Source organism: Sphingomonas phyllosphaerae (assembly GCF_036946485.1).
Taxonomy (GTDB): domain Bacteria; phylum Pseudomonadota; class Alphaproteobacteria; order Sphingomonadales; family Sphingomonadaceae; genus Sphingomonas; species Sphingomonas phyllosphaerae_E.
In genome coordinates, this window is record NZ_JAQIJA010000005.1 from 793,849 (window position 1) to 815,963 (window position 22,115).

The window sequence follows — 22,115 nt, forward strand, 5'->3', positions numbered from 1 at the left end:
CGGATTCCTGCTAGGCCCGCTCCATTGGTCGGACAGATTCGTCCGGCACAAAGGGGATGGATCAGATCGTGGCCGCAACGCGCCGCATCGCTGCTTTGATCGGGGGGGGCCTGCTGGCCGCCGCCGTTGCAGCCGTGCCTGCGCTCGGCGCGGCGGATTCGGCGCAACGGCCGGCGCGCAAGCTGGTCGCGGCACCACGGATCGCCGGTTCGTTCACCCCTTCGGCCGCCGATCCGAAGCTGGCGGCGCTCTTCGCACGCGGCGGGCTCGACGCCAGTGGCTTCCGCTTCACGCCGTCCGAGTCGCGGATCGGCAACCGTGCGGTTACCGTCGCAGTGCGCGCACGCTCGAGCCTCGCCGCCCGTGACAATGCCCGCTATGCCGCGGCATCGACTCCAGCGACCGTCGGACTCGCGCCGATCGCCTACAACCTCGGCGTGTCGGTCGGGTGGAAGCGGTTCGCGATCTCGGGCGACGTCGCCAAGGTCGATCTGGCTGGCCTGCCCGGCAGCCGCGAAGCCGCGGATGTCGCGGTCAGCTATTCGGGGTCAAAGTGGAGCGGCCGGGTCGGTGCCAGTGCCGATCGTCCGCTGCCGGGTACGGCGCGCGCGCTCACCGAGCCGAACAGCTATTCGATCGATGTCGGCGGCAGCTATTCGATCACGCGCAACCTCGATCTGACCGCCGGGATGCGGCTGAAGACCGATCGCGAGCGCCTGACCCGCGCCGACGACGATCGCCGCGACAGCCAGGCGATCTACGTGGGCACCGCGTTCCGCTTCTGACGTCCTGCGCCGTCGCGCTTCCTTCGCCGTCCCGGACTTGATCCGGGACCCTGCTTCTTCTTCCCGCCATCGATGCGCAGCGCGCCCCCGATCACGTCCGCGAAGACGGCCCGGAAGAACGCGACCATGCGTCGATCGCGGCATATCCGTCGAACCCCAGAGCCGCCACCCGCGGCCAGCGCCGCTCGTCCATTCCCCCCAGCGCGATCACCGTGACCGGCAACCCCCGCGCGACCGCCGCCGCCCGCCATAACCCCAGCGCCCGCGCCCCTGGATGCGACCGCGTCGCGAACACCGGCGATACCAGCACCACATCGGCCCCCGCGCGAACCGCCGCCAGCGCCTCCCGCCGGTCATGCGCCGGCCACGTCACGAGACCACGCCCGCGCCGCGCATGAACCCCCGCGGCGCCGCGCAACGACGCGTCACCAGCCAGCACCAGCACCAGCCCACGCCGCCGCGCGATATGCCGCACCCGCGCGAACAGCACCCGTCGCTCCGCGGGCGGTGTGCGATAATGGCGAAAGATCACCCCCGCCCCGCGCGGCAGCCGATCCAGCGCCCGCCACAGCCGCTCGCCCTGGCGTTCGTCGGTCATCAGCCAGCGGACGGGGTGGCGGGCGGGCATGGCGCTCCCTATAGCGCGATCGATGACCCCCGACGATCGTCTCGCCGCGCTCCACGCCCGCATCGCCGCCGCCGCCCGGATCGCGCGGCGCGATCCTGCCGACATCACGTTGGTGGCAGTATCGAAGACCCACCCGGTCGAGACGATCCGCCCGTTGCTCGACGCCGGGCAGCGTGACTTTGGCGAGAACCGCGTCCAGGAAGCCGCCGCGAAATGGCCGGCGCTACGCGAGGAATTTCCCGATGCGCGGCTGCATCTGGTCGGACAATTGCAATCGAACAAGGCGGCCGAGGCCGTCGCGCTCGCCGATGCGATTCACAGCATCGACCGCCCGTCGCTGGTCGCGGCGGTGGCGCGCGCGATCGACGCGACCGGGCGGCAGCCGCAATGCTTCGTGCAGGTCAATATCGGCGACGAGCCGCAGAAGGGCGGCTGTGCGGTCGCGGAATTGCCAGCCCTGCTGACCGAGGCACGAACCGCCGGGCTGCCGGTGGCCGGGCTGATGTGCGTGCCTCCTGCCGCCGTCGAACCCGCGCCCTATTTCGCGCTGCTTGCCAAGATCGCGCGTGATGCGGGGCTCACCGGGCTCAGCATGGGCATGTCGGACGATGTCGAACAGGCGGTGTCGCTCGGCGCCACCCACGTCCGCGTCGGCTCGGCGCTGTTCGGAGCCCGCGCATGAGCCGCTTCGACGCCCTGCTCTTCGACTTCGACGGCGTGCTGATCGAAAGCGAGGAAAGCGGCAATCGCCATCTCGCCGATTACCTGACCGGCGTCGGCTACCCGACCACGCCCGAACAATCGATGGCGCAATTCATGGGCCTGTCCGGCCGGGACTTCCTCGCCGCGATCGAGGCGCATATCGGCGCGCCGATCCCGCCCGACTTCCAGCAAGCCCGCCGCGCCGAGGACGAGCGCTGCCTGCTCGAAGGGATCGCCGAAGTGGCGGGCGCGACCGCCTTCGTCCGCGCGCTGCCTGCCGCGCTGCCGCGCGCGGTGGTGTCGTCGAGCCGCGTGCGCTGGATCGCCACCCATCTCGAGCACCTCGGCCTGCGCGATGCGTTCGGCGAGCATCTCTATTCGGGTGCCGAGCATGTCGCCAACGGCAAACCTGCCCCTGATCTCTATCTGTATGCGGCCGACAAGCTGGGCGTCGCGATCGAGCGTTGCGCGATCATCGAGGACTCGCCGGTCGGCGCGACCGGCGCGGTGGCGAGCGGCGCGTTCGTGATCGGACTGGTCGCCGGCGGCCATTGCGCGCCCGACCATGGCGACCGGCTCCGCGCGATCGGCGTGAATGCGATCGCAAGGGACTTCGACGAGGTCGCGGCGCTCCTAGACCTATAACGCTTACCTTTGCCTGTCATTGCGACCCCGGCCTTGAGCCGGGGGAAGCAATCCAGAGCCGGACCAGGACATCCTGGATTGCTTCGCTTCGCTCGCAATGACGAGCCGTAAGACGGTACGTCAGAGCTGATGCCCGGTCCGGTCGCGCTTGGTGGCGAGATAATGTTCGTTGTGCGGGTTCGCCGGCAAGGCGTGCGGCACGCGCTCGACCACCTGCACCCCCGCCGCCTCCAGCCCCGCGACCTTGGCCGGATTGTTGGTCAGCAACCGCACGCGGTCCTGCCCCAATAGCTGCAACATCCGCGCGGCGACTCCGAAATCACGCGCGTCGATCGCGAAGCCGAGCCGGACATTGGCGTCGACCGTGTCGAACCCCTGATCCTGCAGCGCATAGGCGCGCAATTTGTTGACCAGCCCGATCCCACGCCCCTCCTGCCGCAGATACAGCAGCACGCCCCACCCCGCCGCCGCGATCGCGTGGATCGCGGCATGAAGCTGCGGCCCGCAATCGCATTTCAGGCTGCCGAGCACGTCCCCGGTCAGACATTCGCTGTGCAGCCGTACCAGCGGCGGCGCGCCCGTCGCGGTGCCGATCACCAGCGCGATATGCTCGTCGGCGCTTTCGGGCGAGCGGAAGGCGACGATCTCCGCCTGCTCGGCGCCCGCGACCGGGAGGCGCGCGCGCACCGCGATCTGCAACGCCTGCGCATCTTCATGCGCGGCGATCGCGCACGCGTCGACGGTCTGCGCCGCCTCCCCGCCTGCGATCACGAACGCCGGCAGCAATCCGGCGATCCGCGCCAGTTGCAACGCCGCACCCGCTGCGGTCGGCGCGGCGGCCGGGATCGTGCGGAACGGCCCCTTGAGCGGGGTCGCCAGATCGAGCTGCGGATCGGCCAGCGCACTCGCCAGCGCCATGTCGAACCACGGTGCGTGTTCGATCACGACCGGCCGATCCGGCACCGCCGCGTCGAACTGGTTCGTCAGCTTCAGCGTCGCGGCGCGTCCGTTCGACAGCAGCACGTCGAAGCGGCCATCAAGGGCGAAGCGCGCCAGCCGCTCGGCATCGGCGGTCTCGATCGCCAGCACCGTCAGCGGCGGCTCGCCATCGGCGGTCACCGTGATCGGCCAGCCCCGCCGCATCGCGTCGATCGCGCGCGCCGCATCGCGCCCGGACGTCACCACGCGAACTCGGTCATGATCGGCACATGGTCGGACGGCTTGAGCCAGCTACGGCACGACTCGAAAACGGTATGCGCCGTCGCGGTCTTCGCGACATCGCCGGTTGCCCACATATGGTCGAGGCGGCGTCCGCGGTCGTTCTTGGTCCAGTCGGGCGAGCGATAGCTCCACCAGGTGTGCAGCCGCGCCGGTGCCGGGTGGAAATGCCGCCCGAGATCGACCCAGTCGTTCGACGCCTTCAGCCGGTCCAGCGCCTCCACCTCGATCGGCGTATGGCTGACCACCTTTAGCAGCGCCTTGTGGCTCCACACATCGCTGGGCAGCGGCGCGATGTTGAAGTCGCCGGTCAGGATCGTCGGCTCGGTCAGCGTTTCCGACCAGCGCGTCATCCGCTCGACGAAGTCCAGCTTCTGCCCGAACTTGGCGTTCACGTCGCGATCGGGAACGTCACCGCCGGCCGGAACATAGACATTCTCCAGCCGCACGCCGTTGGGCAGTCGCACGCCCAGATGCCGCGCCTCGCGATTGGCCTGCCAGTCGAGCCGGTCGTCCGCGGTGACCGGCACGCGCGCGATGATCGCGACGCCGTGGTGCATCCGCTGCCCGTGCAACAGGATGTGATCGTAGCCGAGCGCGCGGAAGGCATCGGTCGGGAAGTCGGTATCGACCACCTTGGTTTCCTGAAGACACAGCACGTCGGGCTGCGCCTCGCGAAGGAATTGCTCGACGATCTCGATGCGGAACCGGACCGAGTTGATGTTCCAGGAGACGATTTTCACGCCGGCTAGGTAGCCTTGCGCCCGAACGTCGACAAGGCGGGCCGCATCGCCGCGCCGAACAAGAAAGGCCCCCGCTCCGGGGGCATGGAGCGAGGGCCGACTCAGCGTTCGTCACGCAAGCGGAAGGCAGGAGACCGGGCAACAGGGGGAAAATCCCGGTGGCCCACCGACCGTGCTTCTGTCTCTAAAGGCTCCAGCCTTTCGCGAACATGAACGAATTGGACAAAAATGCCGTGATTTAGCTCGATCGGCCCTGTCGACGTGGATCGGTCCAGCGGAACGTCGAATCGGCGACCGGTACGTTGAACTTCTGCTCGGTCAGTCGAATCGTCGTGCGGTTGCCCTGGCTGTCGAGCGCCGCCCAGCCCTGCAGCATCAACCCGCCCGGCGCGGCGGCGCTGCGCGCGAACACCAGGGTGATCCGGCCATATTCGGGATGTTTGGGGTCATAGGCTTCGACCGACAGCACGCCCGAATTGGTCGACGGCACGACCTTGGCATAGCGCGAAATATCGCGCGTCGGGTCGAGCAGCACGCCCAGCGGCGAGTTGCCGATCGGCCAGCGCTGCACCTGCTTCACCGAATAGTCGATGAAGGTCAGCGCCTTGCCGTCGCCGACGATCAGCAACGGCACGCCCTTCTGATATTGGAAGCGGATCTTGCCGGGCCGCTTGAGCGTCAGCGTGCCGGTCAGCACCTGCCCGTTGCGATCGGTCTGGCTGAACGCGGCGGTCATCGAATCGAGCCCGGCGATCGAGCGTTGCACCGCCGCCAGATCGGTGCCGGTCTGCGCCGTCGCCGGAATGGCCACCGCGACCAGCGCGGCGAGCGGCAGAAGATATTGCGACATGACGTCTCCACTCAGCGATATGGCGGCGGGACCTGCCCGCCGGCCATTGAACCCGCGCTGAACTCAGGCGAACAGCGTCGCCAGCCCCGGCGTCGTCTCGCTGCCGATCCACCCTTCGTAGATCATCCGCACCGCGACGAACAGGATCACCGCCAGCCCGACATAGGCGATCCAGCGATAGCGATCGATGATCCGCGCGATGAAATTGGCGGCCAGCCCCATCAGCGCCACCGACAGCAGCAGCCCGATGACGAGGATGCCGGGATGCTCGCGCGCCGCGCCGGCCACCGCCAGCACGTTGTCGAGGCTCATCGACACGTCGGCGACCGCCACCGCCCACGCCGCTGCGGCGAAGCTCTTCACCGGTTTGACGGTGGCCGCCTCGTCGGCGGCGTCGATCTCCGAATGCCCGCCGCTGCGGATCTCGCGCCAGAACTTCCAGCTGACCCACAGCAGCAGCAACCCGCCCGCGAAGATCAGCCCGACGATCCCCATCAGCCAGGTGACGATCAGCGCGAAGAAGATCCGCAGCACCAGCGCCGCGCCGATTCCGATCAGGATCACCTTCTTGCGCTGTTCCGACGGCAATCCGGCGGCGAGCGCCCCGACCACGATCGCATTGTCGCCCGCCAGCACGAGGTCGATCATCAGCACCGACCCAAACGCCGCCAGCGCGGCGGGATCGGACAGGTTCGAGAAATCGGCGACGATATGCTGCCAGATGTCCCCCAGCGAGCCGGGTCCCTGGATCGCCGCTCCGGCGGAGGCCGCGGCGGCAAGCGTGGCGATAAGGCTCAAATTAGGTCACTCCCCGTCTGACCGCATCAATGATGCTGCCGGGCATAACGTTCCGGGCGGGGAATGCCATGGGTTTGGCGGGCGCGCTGCCTCATCCATCCTCGTCGTCCCGGACTTGATCCGGGACCCCGCTTCTTTCGGACGTGCGGAGTAGAAGCGGGACCCCGGATCAAGTCCGGGGTGACGGCTGAAGTGAGGTCGAGCACTTTCGACGCCGCTGCGGGCAGAGCCCGCGTCGTCGGTCGGGTGCGTAGCCGCACCCGCCGGCCGAACCGGCGTGAGTCCTACCGCGACACGCGGCAGGCCACGCTCGGTTACTGATTCATCGAGTCGAAGAAGTCGTCGTTGGTCTTGGAATCCTTCATCTTGCCCAGCAGGAACTCCATCGCATCGACGGTGCCCATCTGCATGAGGATCCGGCGCAGCACCCACATCTTCGACAGCTGGCCCTTCTCGACCAGCAGCTCTTCCTTGCGCGTGCCGCTCTTGCCGACGTCGATCGCCGGGAAGATGCGCTTGTCGGCCACCTTGCGGTCGAGGACGATCTCGGCGTTGCCGGTGCCCTTGAATTCCTCGAAGATCACTTCGTCCATGCGGCTGCCGGTGTCGATCAGCGAGGTCGAGATGATCGTCAGCGACCCGCCTTCCTCGATGTTGCGCGCCGCGCCGAAGAAGCGCTTCGGCCGCTGCAGCGCATTGGCGTCGACACCGCCGGTCAGCACCTTGCCCGACGACGGCACGACGGTGTTGTAGGCGCGGCCCAGACGCGTGATGTTGTCGAGCAGGATCACGACGTCCTTCTTGTGCTCGACCAGCCGCTTGGCCTTCTCGATCACCATTTCGGCGACCTGGACGTGGCGCGTGGCGGGTTCGTCGAAGGTCGAGCTGACCACCTCGCCGTTTACCGTGCGCTGCATGTCGGTGACTTCCTCGGGCCGCTCGTCGATCAGCAGCACCAGCAGGAAGACTTCCGGGTGATTATGCGAGATCGCGCGCGCGATATTCTGCATCATGATCGTCTTGCCGACGCGCGGCGGCGCGACGATCAGGCAGCGCTGGCCCTTGCCGATCGGCGCGACGACGTCGAGCACGCGGCCCGACTTGTCCTTGATCGTCGGATCCTCGATTTCCATCTTCAGCCGCTCGTCCGGATAGAGCGGCGTGAGGTTGTCGAAGTTCACGCGCTGACGGACGCGCTCGGGCTCCTCGAAATTGACCTGCGTGATCTTCACCAGCGCGAAATAGCGCTCGCCGTCCTTCGGCCCGCGGATCTCGCCCTCGACCGTATCGCCGGTGCGCAGCCCGTGCTTGCGGACCTGATTCGGGCTGACATAGATGTCGTCCGGGCCGGCGAGATAATTGGCCTGTGCCGAGCGCAGGAAGCCGAACCCGTCGGGCAGCACCTCGATCGTGCCCTCACCCATGATCTGCTCGCCGTTTTCGGCCTGCACCTTCAGGATCGCGAACATCAGGTCCTGCTTGCGCAGCGTGGAGGCGCCCTCGACGCCCAGCTCCTCGGCAAGCTGCACCAGCTCGGCGGGGGCCTTCTTCTTCAAATCCTTGAGATGCATGTATCTGTCCGATGTGATCGGGGGTCGGGGAAAGCTCGGCCGGCGATGGAGAACGCTCGAGAAACGAAGCTGTAGAGGATGCGGCGCGCACCGAGGACCGGCGACGTCACGGGCGCGAGGTATGAGCCGTACGGGGGATAGTCAAGCGCCGTGCGTTCTGACGCAGCGCGACTCTCCCCATCGTCGCCCCGGACCTGATCCGGGGCCCCGCTTCTTCTTGGCAACCGGCTGAAGAAGAAGCTGACGGACGTGGCGTCAGAACGGCTTCACGATCACCAGGATCACGATCAGCGCGGTCGCCAGCGCCGGGATTTCGTTCATCATCCGCAGCGCCTTGTTCGACACCCCCGCCTGCCCGCGCGCCAGCTTCTTCGCATAGCCGACCGCCCAGCCATGATAGCCCGACAGCAGCAACACGATCGCCAGCTTGGCGTGGAGCCACCCCAGCCCCGGCACGCCGTCGGCGATCCCGGCATTCAGCGCCAGCGCGAGCCCCAGCACCCAGACGACGATCATCGCCGGCGTCAGGATGATCGCGCGCAGCTTGTTCTCGCGCTCGACCCAGCGGGCGGCATCCGCGGGGTCGGCCAACCCCTCCTGATGATAGACCAGATAGCGCGGCAACATGAACAGCCCCGCCATCCAGAAGATCACGAAGATCACATGCGCGGCCTTCACCCAGTCATAGGTCGCGCCAAGAAACCCCGCCATCATTCGCCCCTCACCCGTTGCACCAGCCGCTCGACATGCGCGATCGGCGTATGTTGCCCGATACCGTGGCCGAGATTGAAGACATGCGGCCGCTCCGGGAACGCCGCCAGCACGCGGTCGATCCCCGCCTCCAGCGCCGCGCCGCCGGTCAACAACGCAAGCGGATCGAGGTTGCCCTGCACCGGCAACCCCGCCGGCAGCACCGAGTCCGCCCACGCCGGATCGACCGTCTCGTCGAGCCCGATCGCGTCGACCGCCGTGCCCGCGGCATAAGCGGCCAGCTTACCGCCCGCGCCCTTCGGAAAGCCGATGATCGGCACGCCGGGACAGCGCGCGCGGACGCCATCGACGATCGCCCGGTTCGGTGCGATCACCCAGCGCTCGAACTGCTCGGGCGACAGGCTGCCCGCCCAGCTGTCGAAGATCTGCACCGCCTCGACGCCGCTCTCGATCTGCGTCGCCAGATAATCGATCGTCATCGCCACGATCGCGTCGATGATCGTGCCGAACGCCGCCGGATCGGCATAAGCGAAACGGCGCGTCACTTCCTGATCGCGGCTGCCCTGCCCCGCCACCATATAGGTCGCGACCGTCCACGGCGATCCGGCGAACCCGAGGAAGGTCGTCTCGGCCGGCAAGGTTTCGGCCACCCGCCGCACCGTCGCATAGACCGGATCGAGCCGCGCCGGTTCGGGAGTCAGCGCCGCCAGCGCCGCGTCGACCAGCGCCGGGGCCAGCCGCGGCCCTTCGCCCGCGCCGAAGGTCAGCTCCTGTCCCAGCGCCCACGGCACCATCAGGATGTCGGAGAACAGGATCGCGCCATCGAATCCGAAGCGGCGGATCGGCTGTAGCGTCACCTCGGCGGCCGCGACCGGATCGGTGGCGAGCGCGAGGAACCCGCCCTTCTCCGCGCGCAACGCCCGATATTCAGGGAGATAGCGTCCGGCCTGCCGCATCAGCCACATCGGTGGTCGCTCGGCACGGTCACCGCGCAGGACTCGCAACAGGGGTTTGTTAACCATCGTGTGCGATCCTTCTACCCTTCTAGGAAGATTCAGAGAGTCTGGTTGTTGATGTGGTAGGCGCGTGGATCGCGGGGGCTTATGCGTCACCACCGGAATTGCCAACAGCTTGACTCATGTGACTCCATCGGACGCGACCGGATTCGCACCGATCGCTCCACGTTTTTCACAGCCTGTGGATAAATTTGCCGCCTGGGGACGGCGCTGTGGACAGAATCCGGGTTTTCCACCGATCGGGGTCGCGCTTGGCGGGTCGATGAAGTTACGCTAGCGGCTGTCCACGACTTATCCACAGATCGGTCCACCCACCCGATGTCCGGCTCCTGATGCTCCGCCTCCACCTCCACCTGCTGTCGGATTCGACGGGCGAGACGCTGGAGAACATCGCCAAGGCCGCGCTCGCGCAATATGACGACGTCGAAACCGTCCGGCACTTCTGGCCGATGGTGCGCACCGAAACGCATCTCGACCGCATCCTTCAGGAAATCGCCCAGAATCCGGGGCTGGTGATCTTCACGCTCGTCAATCCGGTGACGCGCGCCGCGCTGGAGACGCGCTGCAAGGCGCTCGGCCTGCCGACGGTCGCCCCGCTCGATCCGGTCAACGACGCTTTGTCGATGCTGCTCGGGCAACAGGCCAAGGCGCGCCCGGGTCGGCAGCACGTCCTCGACGCCGCCTATTTCGCACGCGTCGACGCGATCCAGTTCACGATCGCGCATGACGACGGGATCGCGCACGAGGAATGGGAAGAGGCCGACATCCTGCTCGCCGGGGTCAGCCGTTCGTCGAAGACCCCGACCTCGATCTATCTCGCCAATCGCGGGTTCAAGACCGCCAATATCCCGATCGTCGTCGAAAGCCCGCCGCCGCGCGCGCTGTTCACGCTCAAGAACCCGCTGGTCGTCGGGCTGACCACCAGCACCGACCGATTGATCCAGATCCGCCGCAACCGGCTGCTGTCGCTCAACCAGGCGACCGAGACCAATTATGTCGATCAGGACGCGGTCGCGCGCGAGATCGCCTATGCGCGGCGAATGTTCGCCGATAACGGCTGGCCGGTGATCGACGTCACGCGGCGCTCGATCGAGGAAACCGCCGCCGCGATCATCGCGCTCGTCAACGAACGCCGCGGGCTGGCGGCACGGAACACCGATTGATGCTGATCCTCGCTTCGCAAAGCGCCTCGCGCACCACGATGCTCGCCGCCGCCGGCGTGCCCTTCACCGCCGAGCCGGCCTATGCCGACGAAGCCGCGCTGAAAGCGGCGATGGCCGGCCGGCACCCGCGCGACGTGGCCGATGCGCTCGCCGAGCTGAAGGCGCTGAAGGTCAGCGCGCGCCACCCGGGGCATCTGGTGCTCGGGTCGGACAGCCTCGCGGTGCTCGACGACGGCACGATCCTCGACAAGCCGACCAGCCGCGAGGAGGCGCGCGATCACCTCACGCGCATGTCGGGCAAGCGCCACGATCTGGTCAGCGCGGCGGTGATCGCGGAGAACGGTCAGGCGGTGTGGCGGATCGTCGACAAGGCCAAGATGTTCGTCCGGCCGCTCTCGCCTGCGTTCATCGAAATCTATCTCGATGCCGAATGGCCGGCGATTTCGGGCTGCGTCGGTTGCTACCGGATCGAGGGGCCGGGCGCGCAACTGTTTTCGCGGATCGACGGCAGCCAGTTCACCGTGCTGGGGATGCCGTTGCTCCCAGTGCTTGATTATCTGCGCATCCGACAGGTGCTGCCGGCGTGAGCGTCGACCCCTCCGTCACCCCTCAACACGCCGTCACCCCGGCGAAGGCCGGGGTCCACCGAGCCGCAAAATCAAAGGCCTGCACTCTCGCGGAACAGTGGGTGCCGGGACGAGCCCGGCATGACGGAACGGGCTTTCACAATCGCGACGATCTCTTCGGCTCGGCCAAGGTAGCATCATGACCAACACCCCCTATGCCGAGGTGATCGGCGACCCGATCGCACATTCCAAATCGCCGCTGATCCACGGCTTCTGGCTCGAAAAGCTCGGGCTGGCCGGCGACTATCGCGCGACCCGGGTCGAAGGTGACGACCTCGCCGACTATTTCGCGCGTCGCGCCGCGGACGCCGACTGGTGTGGCTGCAACATCACCGTCCCGCACAAGGTGGCGGCGCTCGATCATGTTCCCGATCCCGGCAATGTGCGCGGCATGATCGGCGCGGCCAACACCGTCTTCCGTGGCGAGGATGGCGCGCTGGTTGCGACCAACACCGATGCGGCGGGCTTCCTGTCGCCGATCGCCGATCTCGATCTCGGCGGCCAGCCGGTGGTGGTGGTCGGTGCTGGCGGTGCGGCGCGCGCGGTGCTGTTCGCGCTCGCGCGCAGCAAGGTCGGTCGCGTGACCCTGCTCAATCGCACGCCCTTGAAGGGCGCGGCGTTGCTGGCGCAGTTCGGGCTGAAGGGTGATGCGCTGCCGCTCACCGCGCGGCTCCCGGCGGCGGCGTTGCTGGTCAACACCAGCGTGCTCGGCATGACCGGGCAAGAGCCGCTCGACCTCGATCTGTCGCCGCTGCCCGCGGACGCGGTCGTCTACGACATCGTCTACGCCCCGCTCGAAACTCCGCTTTTGAAAGCGGCACGCGCGCGCGATCTGGAAACGGTCGACGGGTTGGAGATGCTGATCGGGCAAGCGGCGGTCGCGTTCGAACTTTTCTTCGGCGCTGCCCCGCCGCGCGAGCATGACGAGGAATTGCGCGCGCGCCTGCTCGCATGATCGTCCTCGGGCTCACCGGCTCGATCGGCATGGGCAAGTCGACCGTCGCGGCGATGTTCGCCGAGGCGGGGGTTCCGGTGTTTGACGCCGATGCGGCGGTGCACCGCCTGCAAGGGCCCGGCGGCGCACTGGTGGCGACGATCGAGGCGCACTTCCCCGGCACCACCGACGCGCAGGGCGTCGACCGCGCCAAGCTTGGCGCTGCCGTGCTGAACGACGATGCGGCGTTGCGCGCGCTGGAGGCGATCGTCCACCCGGCGGTCCGCACCGAGCGCGAAGCCTTTCTCGCGCGGCACCATGATGCGCCGCTCGTGGTTCTGGACATCCCCCTGCTGTTCGAAACCGGCGGAGATCGTGACGTGGACCGCGTCGCGGTCGTCTCCGCCGCGGCCCCGGTGCAGCGCGCACGCGTGCTTTTGCGGCCCGGCATGACACCGGCGAAGTTCGAAGCGATCCTCTCCCGGCAAATTCCCGACACCGAGAAGCGCGCTCGTGCGGATCTCGTGATCCCGACCGACACCTCACTCGACGAAACCCGCGCCGCAGTGCTGCGCGTCATCGCTTGCGTGCGGGACGGACAGGGCCGATAACGAAGCGATCATGCGTGAGATCGTCTTCGATACCGAAACCACTGGCCTCAGCTTCGCCGGCGGCGACCGTATGGTGGAGATCGGCTGCGTCGAACTGGTCAACCGCGTCGAAACCGGCCGCACCTTCCACGCCTATTTCCACCCGGAGCGCGACATGCCCGCCGAGGCCGAGCGCGTTCACGGCCTGTCCGCGACCTTTCTCGCTAAACATCCGGTATTTGCGGCAGGGGTCGCGGCGCTGCTGGAGTTCATCGGCGACGCGCCGCTGGTCGCGCACAATGCCGGGTTCGACTTTTCGTTCCTGAACGGCGAGCTGGAGCGCTGCGGCCAGATCGCGGTGTGCCGGTCGCGGATGGTCGATACGCTCGCGATCGCGCGTACCCGCCATCCCGGTGCCAAGCACACGCTCGACGCCCTGTGCAGCCGCTACGGAATCGACCGCTCGCACCGCGTGCTGCACGGCGCACTGCTCGACGCGCAATTGCTCGCGCAGGTCTATGTCGAACTGATGGGCGGGCGGCAGATCGGGCTCGGGCTGGTCAGCGAAGCCGCGCCGATCGTCGTCGAACAGGTTGCCGCCATACCGGCCCGGGCCCGCCCGCTGCGGGTCTTTTCGCCGAGTGATGCGGAACTGGCCGCGCATGCTGCGTTTCTAAAGAAGGTCAAAGAGCCTTTGTGGGGGGTCGCCGCGTCCGAATGACGCGAATGGACGGCCGGATCGCAGGGGGGCGAGCCGGCAGAGATGGAGGAAGTGTATGGATATCCGGATTTCAGGTCACCAGGTGGCGATCGGCGATGCGCTGAAGGCCCATGTGCAAGACCGGCTCCAGGGTATCGCCGACAAATATTTCGCGCGCGCCATTTCGGCGGAGGTCACCTTCGGCAAGGGCCCGCACGACAACGGCTTCACGTGCGACATCGTCGCGCACGTCACGCGCGGGTTGATCCTGAAGGGGCGGCACGACGCGCATGACGCGCATCTCGTCTTTGACGGCGCTGCCGAGAAGATCGAAAAGCAGCTCCGCCGCTACGTTCGTCGTCTGAAGGATCGTCACGCCGCGCACGCCGCGACGGAAGAGACGCAAGACCGCACCGGCTATGACAATGCCGGCTACACCTTGTTCGCCGAGCAGATCGGCGACGACGATGCCGGGGACGCGCCGCTGGTGATCGCCGAGACCCGCGTCGACGTGCCCGATGCCAGCGTTTCGGACGCGGTCATGATGCTCGACCTGCGCAATACGCAGGCATTGCTGTTCAAGAACGCCGGGACCGGCTCGTACAACATGGTCTATCGCCGCGGCGACGGAACGATCGGCTGGGTGGAGCCGCAGCGTGGCGGTTGACCGGACCTGATGGCGAGCGATCTCAGCGACCTGCTCGCCCCCGAACTGATCGTCCTCGGTTTGCAGGCTGCCTCGAAAAAGGCGTTGTTTTCCCAGTTGGGGGCGCTCGTCGCCCCCACTTTGGGCGTCGACGCGCGTGTGGTGGTCGATGGACTGACCGCGCGGGAGAAGGAAGGCTCGACCGGTTTCGGTCATGGAGTCGCGATCCCGCATGCACGCATTCCCGGGCTTCCGCGGACTGTGCTGGCGGTCGTGCGGCTGGCGCATCCGCTCGATTTCGGCGCGCTTGACGATGCGCCGGTCGACGTCGTCGCGGCGATGTTCTCACCGCCGCAGGCCGGTGCCCAGCATCTGAAGGCGCTGGCACGCGTCGCGCGGCGACTGCGCGACCGGGCATTGGTCGCAAAGCTGCGCGGCGCCGGCTCGCCCGATGCGATTTATGCGCTCCTCTGTGACCATGGGGTGCGTGATGCCGCCTGAAGGCGCTGCGGCGCATTATCGCGCGCTCGAGTCGCTCTATGCGGCTGCACCGATCAACCACTTCTTCGAATCGCGGCTCGAGCTGACCGAGCCGGGTCGCTCGCGCATCTACTTTTCGGTCGACGAGCGCCACTTCCACGCCGCCGGCGCGGCGCACGGCACCAGCTATTTCAAGATGCTGGACGACGCTGCCTTTTACGCCTGCAACAGCCTGGTTACCGATCGCTTCCTGCTGACGACGCAGTTCAGCCTGTTGCTGACCCGCCCGCTGGGCGTGGGGCCGGTCATCGCCGAAGGACGCTGGATCAGCGGGCAGCGGCGGGTGTTCGTCGCCGAGGCGCGGCTGGTCACCGCCGGGGGCGAGGAGGTCGCGCGCGGCACCGGCACGTTCATGCGCTCGCGGATCGCGCTCGCTTCGCTCCCCGGATATGCCGGTCTGTGAACGCGCGCCTCCCGACGCACCTGGCGATCGGCGCGCTGCTGCGCCGCGTCAACGATTCGGGTGGGTTCGCCGTCGTCCGCGCCCGCGGTGAGGCGCAGGGCGGCGCAGTGCTGATCCTGATCGCGGAGGGCCGCGGCGTGCGCGCCGTGGAACGGATGCGCGGACTAGACGATCGCGACACGTTGATCCCGGCGGGTCCACCGGACGCCGATCCGGTGGCGGTCGAGGATTACTGGCAGAATCGCTGCCGGCGCGATCCCGATCTGTGGGTTGTCGAACTGGACATCCCACACGCCGAACGGTTCGTCGCTGAAACGATACTGTAGCATTGACCCTGTTAACCTGTTGGCCCTAGCCGAACGCCATCGACAACGTGCGTTGTGCCGATGCGGGGTGCGATCCCGACGGTGACGCAGTCGGGGGGGACCCGGGCGATATTGAACGGCTAACGCTGGTTCAGCGATCGTTTCCGCGCACCCACCGCATAAAAATGATGTGGAATGCCGTTCAGCTCGCGCCTCGCGACCTTCGCGACGCTTACTTTTTCGGTCCTTGCTCTGGTAGCGCAGAGCGCTCCCGGACTGGCTGCTGAACTTCCGGCGATGCCCGCCGCGTCTACCGCGATTCAACTCGCTCTCCCCGCCCAGGTTCCCACGATCGCCCCGGCCGAACCGGCTGCCCAGGAAGCGACCGTCACCCCGGCGCAGGTCGAAGAGCAGATCGCCTATCCCACCCTCGCCGCTGCCGTCGCCGATCAGTCGATCCGCTCTGACGCCGACGAGGATCTGCGCTGCCTGGCCGGCGCGATCTATTTCGAGGCCCGCGGCGAACCGCTCAGCGGGCAGCTCGCCGTCGCCGAAGTGATCCTCAACCGCACCCGCTCGCACCGCTTCGGCGGCAGCGCCTGCGACGTCGTGACGCAGAAGGGTCAGTTCTCGTTCGTGCGCGGCGGCCGGATGCCGGAAGCGCCGACCAACGACGACTGGCGCACCGCCATGGCCGTCGCCAAGGTCGCGCTCAAAGATGCGTGGGAGAGCGACGCCTCCAACGCATTGTATTTCAACCATCGCCGCGCGGGCCACGCCAATGGCGTTCGCGTCGCGTCGATCGGCAACCACGTTTTCTATCGCTGATTGCGATCTGACATCGCGAACGAAGGCGTGGCTTTCGTTCGCATGATGTTCTAATTGGGTGGTCATGCTGACGCCGCCCGACACCTGCCATCACGATGAAACCGCCGCGCTATGTGCGCTGGATGTCGCGCGCGGCGTGACGCGGATGCTGTTGCGGCACGATCTTACCGCCATCCCCGAAGTGCCGCTGGACGGTGGACGTCGTGCCGACCTGATGGCGGTCGATCCACGCGGGCAGCTGGTCATCGTCGAAATCAAGGTTTCGCGCGCCGACCTGCTCGGTGACGGAAAGTGGCAGGACTATCTGGCGCATTGCGACCGGTTTTACTGGGCGGTGCCCGCCGGCTTCGACACCTCGCCCATTGCGGGCGAAGCATTCCTGCCCGAGCGTACCGGCCTGATCGTCGCCGACCGCTACGATGCCGCGATCATCCGTGAGGCGCGGACCGATCCGCTGCCTGCCGCCACCCGCAAGCGCTGCACCCTCGCCTTCGCCCGCCGCGCGGCACGGCGCGTCATCGCCGCACACGATCCCGAGGCAGCCAGCGGATTTTAGGCGCGCGATCGAAACCGTCGCGCGCCATGGACCGGATCAGAACTTCGGCCCCGCCACCGCGCGCTGTGGCTTGGCCGGCGTTTCCTCCAAAACCTTCAGGATCGCGGTCGAGCGTGTGTCCCGCCGGGCATAATCGCGTGCCGACATGCCCGCGATATGATCGGTCTGGTCGGGATTGCCTCCCGCTGCCAGTACGGCGCGGACCAGCCCGAGGTCGCGACGCTGCACCGCGCGGATGATCGGCGTCTCGCCACCGTTGTTGCCGAGGTTCGCATTGGCCTTCGACGCGGCGAGAATCTGGATCAGGTCGGGCTGGTTGGCCTGCACCGCGAGCATCATCGCCGTCTCCCCCTGCCCGTCGCGCAGGTTCGGGTCGGCGCCCTTGGCAAGCAGGTAGCGCAGATAGGCCGCGTCGCCGCGCTTCACGACGATATGGATCGCGCCTTCGCCAGTGGTGATGTCACGCGCGTTGATGATCGTCTGGCCGGGCTGATCGAGCATCCCGATCACGGCATTACCGTCGCCTTTCCGCACCGCCTCCAGGAACTTGTAGCTTTGCGACTGTTGCTGTGCGGCGGCAGGCGTGGGCGCGGCGATCGGTGGTGCGGCGAGCAGCGCGATAATCAGGAGCGGGCGACGAAGCATCGGATCGGTTCTCGCGAGGGCTGAGGGTTGCGCCGCCGCCTATAACCCATCACATCTGCCATCGCCATGAACATGCGCCGTTTCGCTGCCACGCTCGCGCTGATGATCGCCGGGCCTCTTTCGGGTTGTGCCAGGGAGCCGGCGGGTGAGCCGCCTCTGGCGGGGGCGCGGATCGGTGGCGCCTTCACGCTGACCGACCAGGACGGCCGCACCGTCACCGACCGGGACTTCGCAGGGCGCTACCGCATCGTCTATTTCGGTTACACTTTCTGCCCGGATGTCTGCCCGACCGACGTGCAGAATGTCGCCGCCGCGCTCAAGACGATCGAGCGCGACGATCACGCGCTCGGCAAGCGTATCGTGCCGATCTTCATTACCATCGATCCTGCGCGGGACACGCCCGCGGTACTGAAGCGCTTCGTCACCGCCTTCCATCCGCGGCTCGTCGGACTGACCGGCACGCCCGAGCAGATCGCGAAGGTGGCGAAGGAATATGGGATCTATTTCGCGCGTGGCGCCGGCAGCGGGGACGGCTATCTGATGGATCATGGACGGCAGATCTATCTGTTCGATCCTGACGGAAAGCCGCTGGCCTTGCTCCCGGAAGGGCCGCCGGCCGCGATCGCTACGGAGGTGAGGAAGTGGGCGCGATGACCGGGCGCTTCTGGGAGACGACCCCGCTCGACAAGCTCGACCGCGCGCAATGGGAGGCGTTGTGTGACGGCTGCGGCAAATGCTGCCTCCACAAGCTGGAGGATGAGGAAACCGGCGAGTTGGTCCCGACCAACGTCGCCTGTCGGCTGCTCGACCGGCGCAGCGGGCAATGCTCGAACTACCGCCACCGCCGCGCCTATGTCAGCGAATGCGTGCGGCTGACGATGGGCAACGTCCATGCGATCGACTGGCTGCCGACGACCTGCGCTTATCGTTTGCGGGCTGCGGGCGAGCCGCTGCCCGATTGGCATTACCTCGTCTCGGGCGATCGCGAGGCAGTCCATCGTGCCGGGCAGTCGGTGCGCGGCTGGACGATCAGCGAGGACGATGCTGGCGATCTCGAACTGCACATCGTCGACCGCGAATTGTGAGTGAGGAGATAGCGGTGGTGCGCAACCCGCGCGCCCGCCGCACGCGGCTGTCGTTCGACCCGGTCAGCGGGCAGGCGCGGCTGACGCTGCCGCCGCGCGCCTCGCTCGCCAAGGCGCTGGCATGGGCGCGCGCGCAGGATGCGTGGATCGCGCACCAGCGCGATCGGCTGCCCCAGGCGCGTCCCTTCGTTCCCGGCGCGACGATCCCCGTCGACGGACAGAGTCTGACGATCGACTGGCGCAGCGATGCGCCGCGCCAGCCTGTGGCGAGCGACGAGCGGCTGGTGCTCGGCGGTCCGCTGGAGAGCGTGCCGCGGCGTGTCGAGGCATGGCTGCGCCGCCGCGCGCTTGTCCTGCTGGAGCAGGATACCGCCCTTTACGCCGCGCGGGCCGGGGTGACGGTCAGCGGCGTGGCGGTCGGCGATCCGCGCGGTCGATGGGGCAGTTGCGCGCATCATGGCGCGATCCGTTATAGCTGGCGGCTGGTGCTTGCCCCGCCCGAGGTGCGCCGCGCAACCGCCGCGCATGAGGTAGCGCATCGCGTCCACATGAACCATGCGCCGGCCTTCCACGCGCTGGTGGCGGAGCTTTTCGGCCGCGATCCCGCACCAGAGCGTCAGTGGCTACGCACCAACGGCGCCGCGCTTCACTGGTTCGGGCGCTCGCCGCCCGGCTGAGCCGGGGCCGGGGTGCGAGGCGTCGGCGGCGGAGCATTGCGCGTCGGCGGTGGCGTGCGCACCGCATCACGCCGCGGTTGACCGGTTACGCGATCCAGCCATTCCTGATCGAGCCGCTCGTCGGGGCGCTGCTGCGTCGGGCGCGGCTGCTGCGGATCGTCGCCCTGTGGCGGCAGCGGCTGGACGACCGGCCGCTCCGGGCCGAACACCGTGGCCTGTTCTGGGGCGGGCGCGGCATCGGGGCCATAGCCGGCGTCGTCGCCGTAGGTGGCGTTGTCGGGCGCACCGTAATAGCTCTCGGCATCGGGCTCGAGCTGCGCCTCGGGCAGCGTCACCGCGGTTTCGAACTGTTCGATCGGGCGCTTGGCGACCGCCTTGACCATGAATTCGCGGAAGGCGCGCGCCGGCGCCGTGCCGCCGTGCAGCCCGGCGATCGGGCGCGCATCGTCGCGACCCATCCACACCCCGGTGGTCAGCCCCGACGAGAAGCCGAGGAACCAGCCGTCCTTGCTGCTGGTGGTCGTACCGGTCTTGCCCGCAACCGGCCGCCCGATCTGCGCCGCGCGGCCGGTGCCGGTGTTGACCGCGGTCTGCAACAGGTCGGTCATCTCGGCGGCGACGTTGGGCGCGACCAGCACCTGGCTGCGGTCGACCTCGTGGCGGTAGATTTCCTCGCCATCGGCGGTGACGCGCGTGATCCCGAACGGGGTGATCGCGACGCCCTTGTTGCCGACGCTGGCGAAGGCGCGCGTCATGTCGATCAGCCGCACGTCCGAGGTGCCGAGCACCATCGACGGATGCGTGTTGACCGGCGTGCTGATCCCGAAGCGTCGCGCCATGTCGGCGACGGTCTGGAACCCGACCGCCTGCCCCAGCTTTGCCGCGATCGTGTTGAGCGAATAGGCGAAGGCGGTGCGCAACGTGACGCTGCCCGAGAAACGCCGCGAATCGTTGCGCGGGCTCCAGCCGTCGATCGTCACCGGCTCGTCGACCTCGCGGTCCTCGGGCGTGCGGCCCGCCTCCAGCGCGGCAAGGTAGACGAACAATTTGAACGACGAGCCCGGCTGGCGCTGCGCCTGCGTCGCGCGGTTGTAGATCGAGCTGACGTAATCGGTCCCGCCGACCATCGCGCGCACCGAGCCGTCGCGGTCGATCGAGACCAGAGCACCCTGCGCCCCCTTGGGGACGTTGGCGCGAACCGCCGCATCGGCGTCGCGCTGCATCGCCGGGTCAAGCGTCGTCCACACCTCCAGGGGCTTTTCGGTTTCGTCGATCAGCAGGTCGAGCTGCGGCAGCGCCCAGTCAGTGAAATAGCGCACGCTGTTCTGGCGCGGCGCGGGGGCGAGCCGCACCCCGACGTCGTTCGCCTCACGCGCCTGATCGACCGAGATGAAGCCGTTGCGCACCATCTGCTGGATCACCACCCCGGCGCGCCCAACCGCGGCCTGCGCATCGGCGGTCGGGGAATAGTTCGACGGTGCCTTGACCAGCCCGGCGATCACCGCCGCTTCGGGCAGGCTCAGATGGTCCGCGCCGTGGCCGAAGAACTTGCGGCTCGCCGCGTCGATTCCGTAGGCGCCGCCACCGTAATAAACCTTGTTGAGATACAGCTCGAGGATCTGCTCCTTCGAGAACTTCCGCTCCAGCGCGAGCGCGAGAATGCCCTCGCGGAACTTGCGCCCGAACTTCTTCTGATTGTTCAGGAAGATGTTGCGCGCAAGCTGTTGCGTAATCGTCGACGCACCCTGCACGCGCCGCCCGCGCTCGTAATTGACGTACAGCGAGCGCGCGATGCCGACCGGGTCGACGCCGACATGGCTGTCGAAGCGCCGGTCCTCGACCGCGATCGTCGCCTCGCGCATGACGGCTGGAATCCGATCATAGGCCAGCCACTCGCCATAGCTCGGCCCGAGCGACACCAGCACCGACCCATCGGCGGCATGGACGCGGATCATCTGCCCGTTGGGCGACGACTTCAGCGATTCAAAGCTGGGGAGCTGCGAGCGCGCGATATAGACCGCGGTGAGCAATGCGGCGAAAGCCAGCACGACCGCGCCGAGCGCAAGTTTGACGGCAAGCCCTAACCGGCGCCGCCACGGCGAGCGGGCTTTAGATGAAGCGGAGCGGGAGGTGCGGGCACGGGCCATGGTCAGCCCCGTGGCGGATAGCGGCTTGAGCGGGGGTGAACAAGATATTTGGACGGCAGCTAACGCGGAGCACGGCCACCCAACGTCATCCCCGCCCGGCTGCTTTTACTCAAAGGCAGGATGCCGATGTTCAGCCCCGAGCGTCGCGCATCGCCTCCAGTTCGGCAAGGCGCAACGGATCGTCGGCGGCGAGTGTCTCTTCCAGATAAAAGCCGTAGGGAATATCGCGCACCAACTCCCGAGCTTCACCGTCATATCGCTCGGCGACCACCGGGAAAGCGTCGACAAGGTGGCGAAGAAAGCCCTTGTCCAATTCGTCCAATTCTGCGCCAAGAAATTCCATCATTTTTACGGCAACATCTGGATTTAGACTCTCTTCATCGGCTCCTTCAAGGAAACATACGTAGTTCGCTATGATGCCGGCGACCTGTCTTGCAATCAGTATTTCGCGATCGAGGTTCATGGCACGACCATCCTGACCTTTATGTTGCGGATGCCCAGTTTCTTGAGAAAGTGTAGAGCCCTGTTCTTCTGTTGCTGACTCGGGACTTCCCATGTCGCGAACAGACGATGCTCCTGAAGAACCGCTGATTGGCGTAAGGC

The 22,115-nt window shown here is 67.4% G+C and carries 28 protein-coding genes; 17 read left to right on the top strand and 11 right to left on the bottom strand.

Translation table 11 applies throughout. The features are described 5' to 3' along the window. Positions 1-68: 68 nt before the first annotated feature. A complete protein-coding gene (locus tag PGN16_RS12390; protein ID WP_335309707.1) occupies positions 69-785 on the top strand; it encodes a hypothetical protein in 717 nt (238 codons plus the stop codon). A 91-nt stretch (positions 786-876) separates the two neighbouring features. On the opposite strand, the gene PGN16_RS12395 is transcribed toward PGN16_RS12390, so the two are convergent. Continuing rightward, complete coding sequence (locus PGN16_RS12395) at positions 877-1,413, bottom strand: thiamine phosphate synthase (RefSeq protein ID WP_335309708.1); 537 nt, start codon at positions 1,411-1,413, stop codon at positions 877-879. Positions 1,414-1,435: 22 nt separating this feature from the next. Between PGN16_RS12395 and PGN16_RS12400 the strand changes: the two genes are divergently transcribed. Together PGN16_RS12400 and PGN16_RS12405 are read left to right on the top strand one after the other, a co-directional pair. Continuing rightward, positions 1,436-2,095, top strand: coding sequence for a YggS family pyridoxal phosphate-dependent enzyme (locus tag PGN16_RS12400; protein WP_335309709.1), 660 nt, complete (start codon positions 1,436-1,438; stop codon positions 2,093-2,095). Further along, positions 2,092-2,760: an HAD family hydrolase gene (locus PGN16_RS12405; RefSeq protein ID WP_335309710.1), complete on the top strand. Its 669-nt coding sequence runs from the start codon at positions 2,092-2,094 to the stop codon at positions 2,758-2,760. The genes PGN16_RS12400 and PGN16_RS12405 overlap by 4 nt, the downstream gene beginning before the upstream one ends. A 120-nt stretch (positions 2,761-2,880) precedes the next feature. Here the strand turns inward: PGN16_RS12405 and ribA are convergent, their stop codons facing one another. The 7 genes from ribA to hemE all read right to left on the bottom strand — a co-directional run bounded on the left by ribA (position 2,881) and on the right by hemE (position 9,673). Next, complete coding sequence (gene ribA, locus PGN16_RS12410) at positions 2,881-3,942, bottom strand: GTP cyclohydrolase II (RefSeq protein ID WP_335309711.1); 1,062 nt, start codon at positions 3,940-3,942, stop codon at positions 2,881-2,883. Then, a complete protein-coding gene (locus PGN16_RS12415; protein WP_335309712.1) occupies positions 3,939-4,721 on the bottom strand; it encodes an exodeoxyribonuclease III in 783 nt (260 codons plus the stop codon). The genes ribA and PGN16_RS12415 overlap by 4 nt, the downstream gene beginning before the upstream one ends. Positions 4,722-4,959: 238 nt before the next feature. Continuing rightward, the gene (locus PGN16_RS12420) at positions 4,960-5,571 is read right to left on the bottom strand and encodes a LolA family protein (RefSeq protein WP_335309713.1); all 612 of its coding nucleotides are present in this window, start codon (positions 5,569-5,571) and stop codon (positions 4,960-4,962) included. Positions 5,572-5,634: 63 nt separating this feature from the next. After that, the gene (locus PGN16_RS12425; protein ID WP_335309714.1) at positions 5,635-6,369 is read right to left on the bottom strand and encodes a TerC family protein; all 735 of its coding nucleotides are present in this window, start codon (positions 6,367-6,369) and stop codon (positions 5,635-5,637) included. 314 nt (positions 6,370-6,683) lie between these two features. Continuing rightward, positions 6,684-7,940 (bottom strand): transcription termination factor Rho, encoded by a 1,257-nt coding sequence (gene rho, locus PGN16_RS12430; RefSeq protein ID WP_058754510.1) that lies wholly within the window; start codon positions 7,938-7,940, stop codon positions 6,684-6,686. A 255-nt stretch (positions 7,941-8,195) separates the two neighbouring features. Then, positions 8,196-8,651 carry a CopD family protein gene (locus PGN16_RS12435; protein ID WP_335309715.1) on the bottom strand — a complete coding sequence of 152 codons (456 nt, stop codon included), beginning with the start codon at positions 8,649-8,651 and terminating at the stop codon, positions 8,196-8,198. Further along, entirely contained in the window at positions 8,651-9,673 is a 1,023-nt protein-coding gene (gene hemE, locus PGN16_RS12440; RefSeq protein ID WP_335309716.1) for a uroporphyrinogen decarboxylase, read from the bottom strand. Before hemE ends, PGN16_RS12435 begins: the two co-directional genes overlap by 1 nt. A gap of 326 nt (positions 9,674-9,999) precedes the next feature. Between hemE and PGN16_RS12445 the strand changes: the two genes are divergently transcribed. The 11 genes from PGN16_RS12445 to PGN16_RS12495 all read left to right on the top strand — a co-directional run bounded on the left by PGN16_RS12445 (position 10,000) and on the right by PGN16_RS12495 (position 16,958). Beyond that, a complete protein-coding gene (locus PGN16_RS12445) occupies positions 10,000-10,830 on the top strand; it encodes a pyruvate, water dikinase regulatory protein (protein ID WP_028967415.1) in 831 nt (276 codons plus the stop codon). Further along, positions 10,830-11,417, top strand: coding sequence for a Maf family protein (locus PGN16_RS12450; RefSeq protein ID WP_335309717.1), 588 nt, complete (start codon positions 10,830-10,832; stop codon positions 11,415-11,417). Before PGN16_RS12445 ends, PGN16_RS12450 begins: the two co-directional genes overlap by 1 nt. A 178-nt stretch (positions 11,418-11,595) precedes the next feature. Further along, on the top strand, positions 11,596-12,411 hold the full coding sequence (locus PGN16_RS12455; RefSeq protein ID WP_335309718.1) for a shikimate dehydrogenase family protein: 816 nt from the start codon (positions 11,596-11,598) through the stop codon (positions 12,409-12,411). Beyond that, a complete protein-coding gene (gene coaE, locus PGN16_RS12460) occupies positions 12,408-13,001 on the top strand; it encodes a dephospho-CoA kinase (RefSeq protein ID WP_335309719.1) in 594 nt (197 codons plus the stop codon). Before PGN16_RS12455 ends, coaE begins: the two co-directional genes overlap by 4 nt. A 10-nt stretch (positions 13,002-13,011) precedes the next feature. Further along, complete coding sequence (gene dnaQ, locus PGN16_RS12465) at positions 13,012-13,701, top strand: DNA polymerase III subunit epsilon (RefSeq protein ID WP_335309720.1); 690 nt, start codon at positions 13,012-13,014, stop codon at positions 13,699-13,701. Positions 13,702-13,756: 55 nt separating this feature from the next. After that, complete coding sequence (hpf, locus tag PGN16_RS12470) at positions 13,757-14,347, top strand: ribosome hibernation-promoting factor, HPF/YfiA family (RefSeq protein WP_335309721.1); 591 nt, start codon at positions 13,757-13,759, stop codon at positions 14,345-14,347. 9 nt (positions 14,348-14,356) lie between these two features. After that, complete coding sequence (locus PGN16_RS12475) at positions 14,357-14,827, top strand: PTS sugar transporter subunit IIA (protein WP_335309722.1); 471 nt, start codon at positions 14,357-14,359, stop codon at positions 14,825-14,827. After that, complete coding sequence (locus PGN16_RS12480) at positions 14,817-15,269, top strand: PaaI family thioesterase (RefSeq protein ID WP_335309723.1); 453 nt, start codon at positions 14,817-14,819, stop codon at positions 15,267-15,269. The genes PGN16_RS12475 and PGN16_RS12480 overlap by 11 nt, the downstream gene beginning before the upstream one ends. Then, positions 15,266-15,595, top strand: a complete 330-nt coding sequence (locus PGN16_RS12485) for a DUF1491 family protein (RefSeq protein ID WP_335309724.1) — start codon at positions 15,266-15,268, stop codon at positions 15,593-15,595. Before PGN16_RS12480 ends, PGN16_RS12485 begins: the two co-directional genes overlap by 4 nt. Positions 15,596-15,871: 276 nt before the next feature. Beyond that, on the top strand, positions 15,872-16,402 hold the full coding sequence (locus PGN16_RS12490; RefSeq protein WP_335309725.1) for a cell wall hydrolase: 531 nt from the start codon (positions 15,872-15,874) through the stop codon (positions 16,400-16,402). Positions 16,403-16,466: 64 nt separating this feature from the next. Continuing rightward, complete coding sequence (locus PGN16_RS12495) at positions 16,467-16,958, top strand: MmcB family DNA repair protein (protein ID WP_335309726.1); 492 nt, start codon at positions 16,467-16,469, stop codon at positions 16,956-16,958. Between the two features lie 36 nt (positions 16,959-16,994). On the opposite strand, the gene PGN16_RS12500 is transcribed toward PGN16_RS12495, so the two are convergent. After that, entirely contained in the window at positions 16,995-17,603 is a 609-nt protein-coding gene (locus PGN16_RS12500; RefSeq protein ID WP_335309727.1) for an ankyrin repeat domain-containing protein, read from the bottom strand. 66 nt (positions 17,604-17,669) lie between these two features. Between PGN16_RS12500 and PGN16_RS12505 the strand changes: the two genes are divergently transcribed. The 3 genes from PGN16_RS12505 to PGN16_RS12515 are packed head-to-tail and all read left to right on the top strand — an operon-like array spanning position 17,670 to position 19,365. After that, positions 17,670-18,257 (top strand): SCO family protein, encoded by a 588-nt coding sequence (locus PGN16_RS12505; protein ID WP_443019632.1) that lies wholly within the window; start codon positions 17,670-17,672, stop codon positions 18,255-18,257. Further along, on the top strand, positions 18,254-18,688 hold the full coding sequence (locus PGN16_RS12510) for a YcgN family cysteine cluster protein (RefSeq protein ID WP_335309729.1): 435 nt from the start codon (positions 18,254-18,256) through the stop codon (positions 18,686-18,688). Before PGN16_RS12505 ends, PGN16_RS12510 begins: the two co-directional genes overlap by 4 nt. Then, entirely contained in the window at positions 18,685-19,365 is a 681-nt protein-coding gene (locus PGN16_RS12515; RefSeq protein ID WP_335309730.1) for a M48 family metallopeptidase, read from the top strand. Before PGN16_RS12510 ends, PGN16_RS12515 begins: the two co-directional genes overlap by 4 nt. Here the strand turns inward: PGN16_RS12515 and PGN16_RS12520 are convergent. Both PGN16_RS12520 and PGN16_RS12525 read right to left on the bottom strand, forming a co-directional pair. Continuing rightward, positions 19,335-21,512, bottom strand: coding sequence for a PBP1A family penicillin-binding protein (locus PGN16_RS12520; RefSeq protein ID WP_335309731.1), 2,178 nt, complete (start codon positions 21,510-21,512; stop codon positions 19,335-19,337). The genes PGN16_RS12515 and PGN16_RS12520 overlap by 31 nt on opposite strands. Before the next feature lie 130 nt (positions 21,513-21,642). After that, positions 21,643-21,975: a hypothetical protein gene (locus PGN16_RS12525; protein WP_335309732.1), complete on the bottom strand. Its 333-nt coding sequence runs from the start codon at positions 21,973-21,975 to the stop codon at positions 21,643-21,645. Positions 21,976-22,115: the final 140 nt, after the last annotated feature.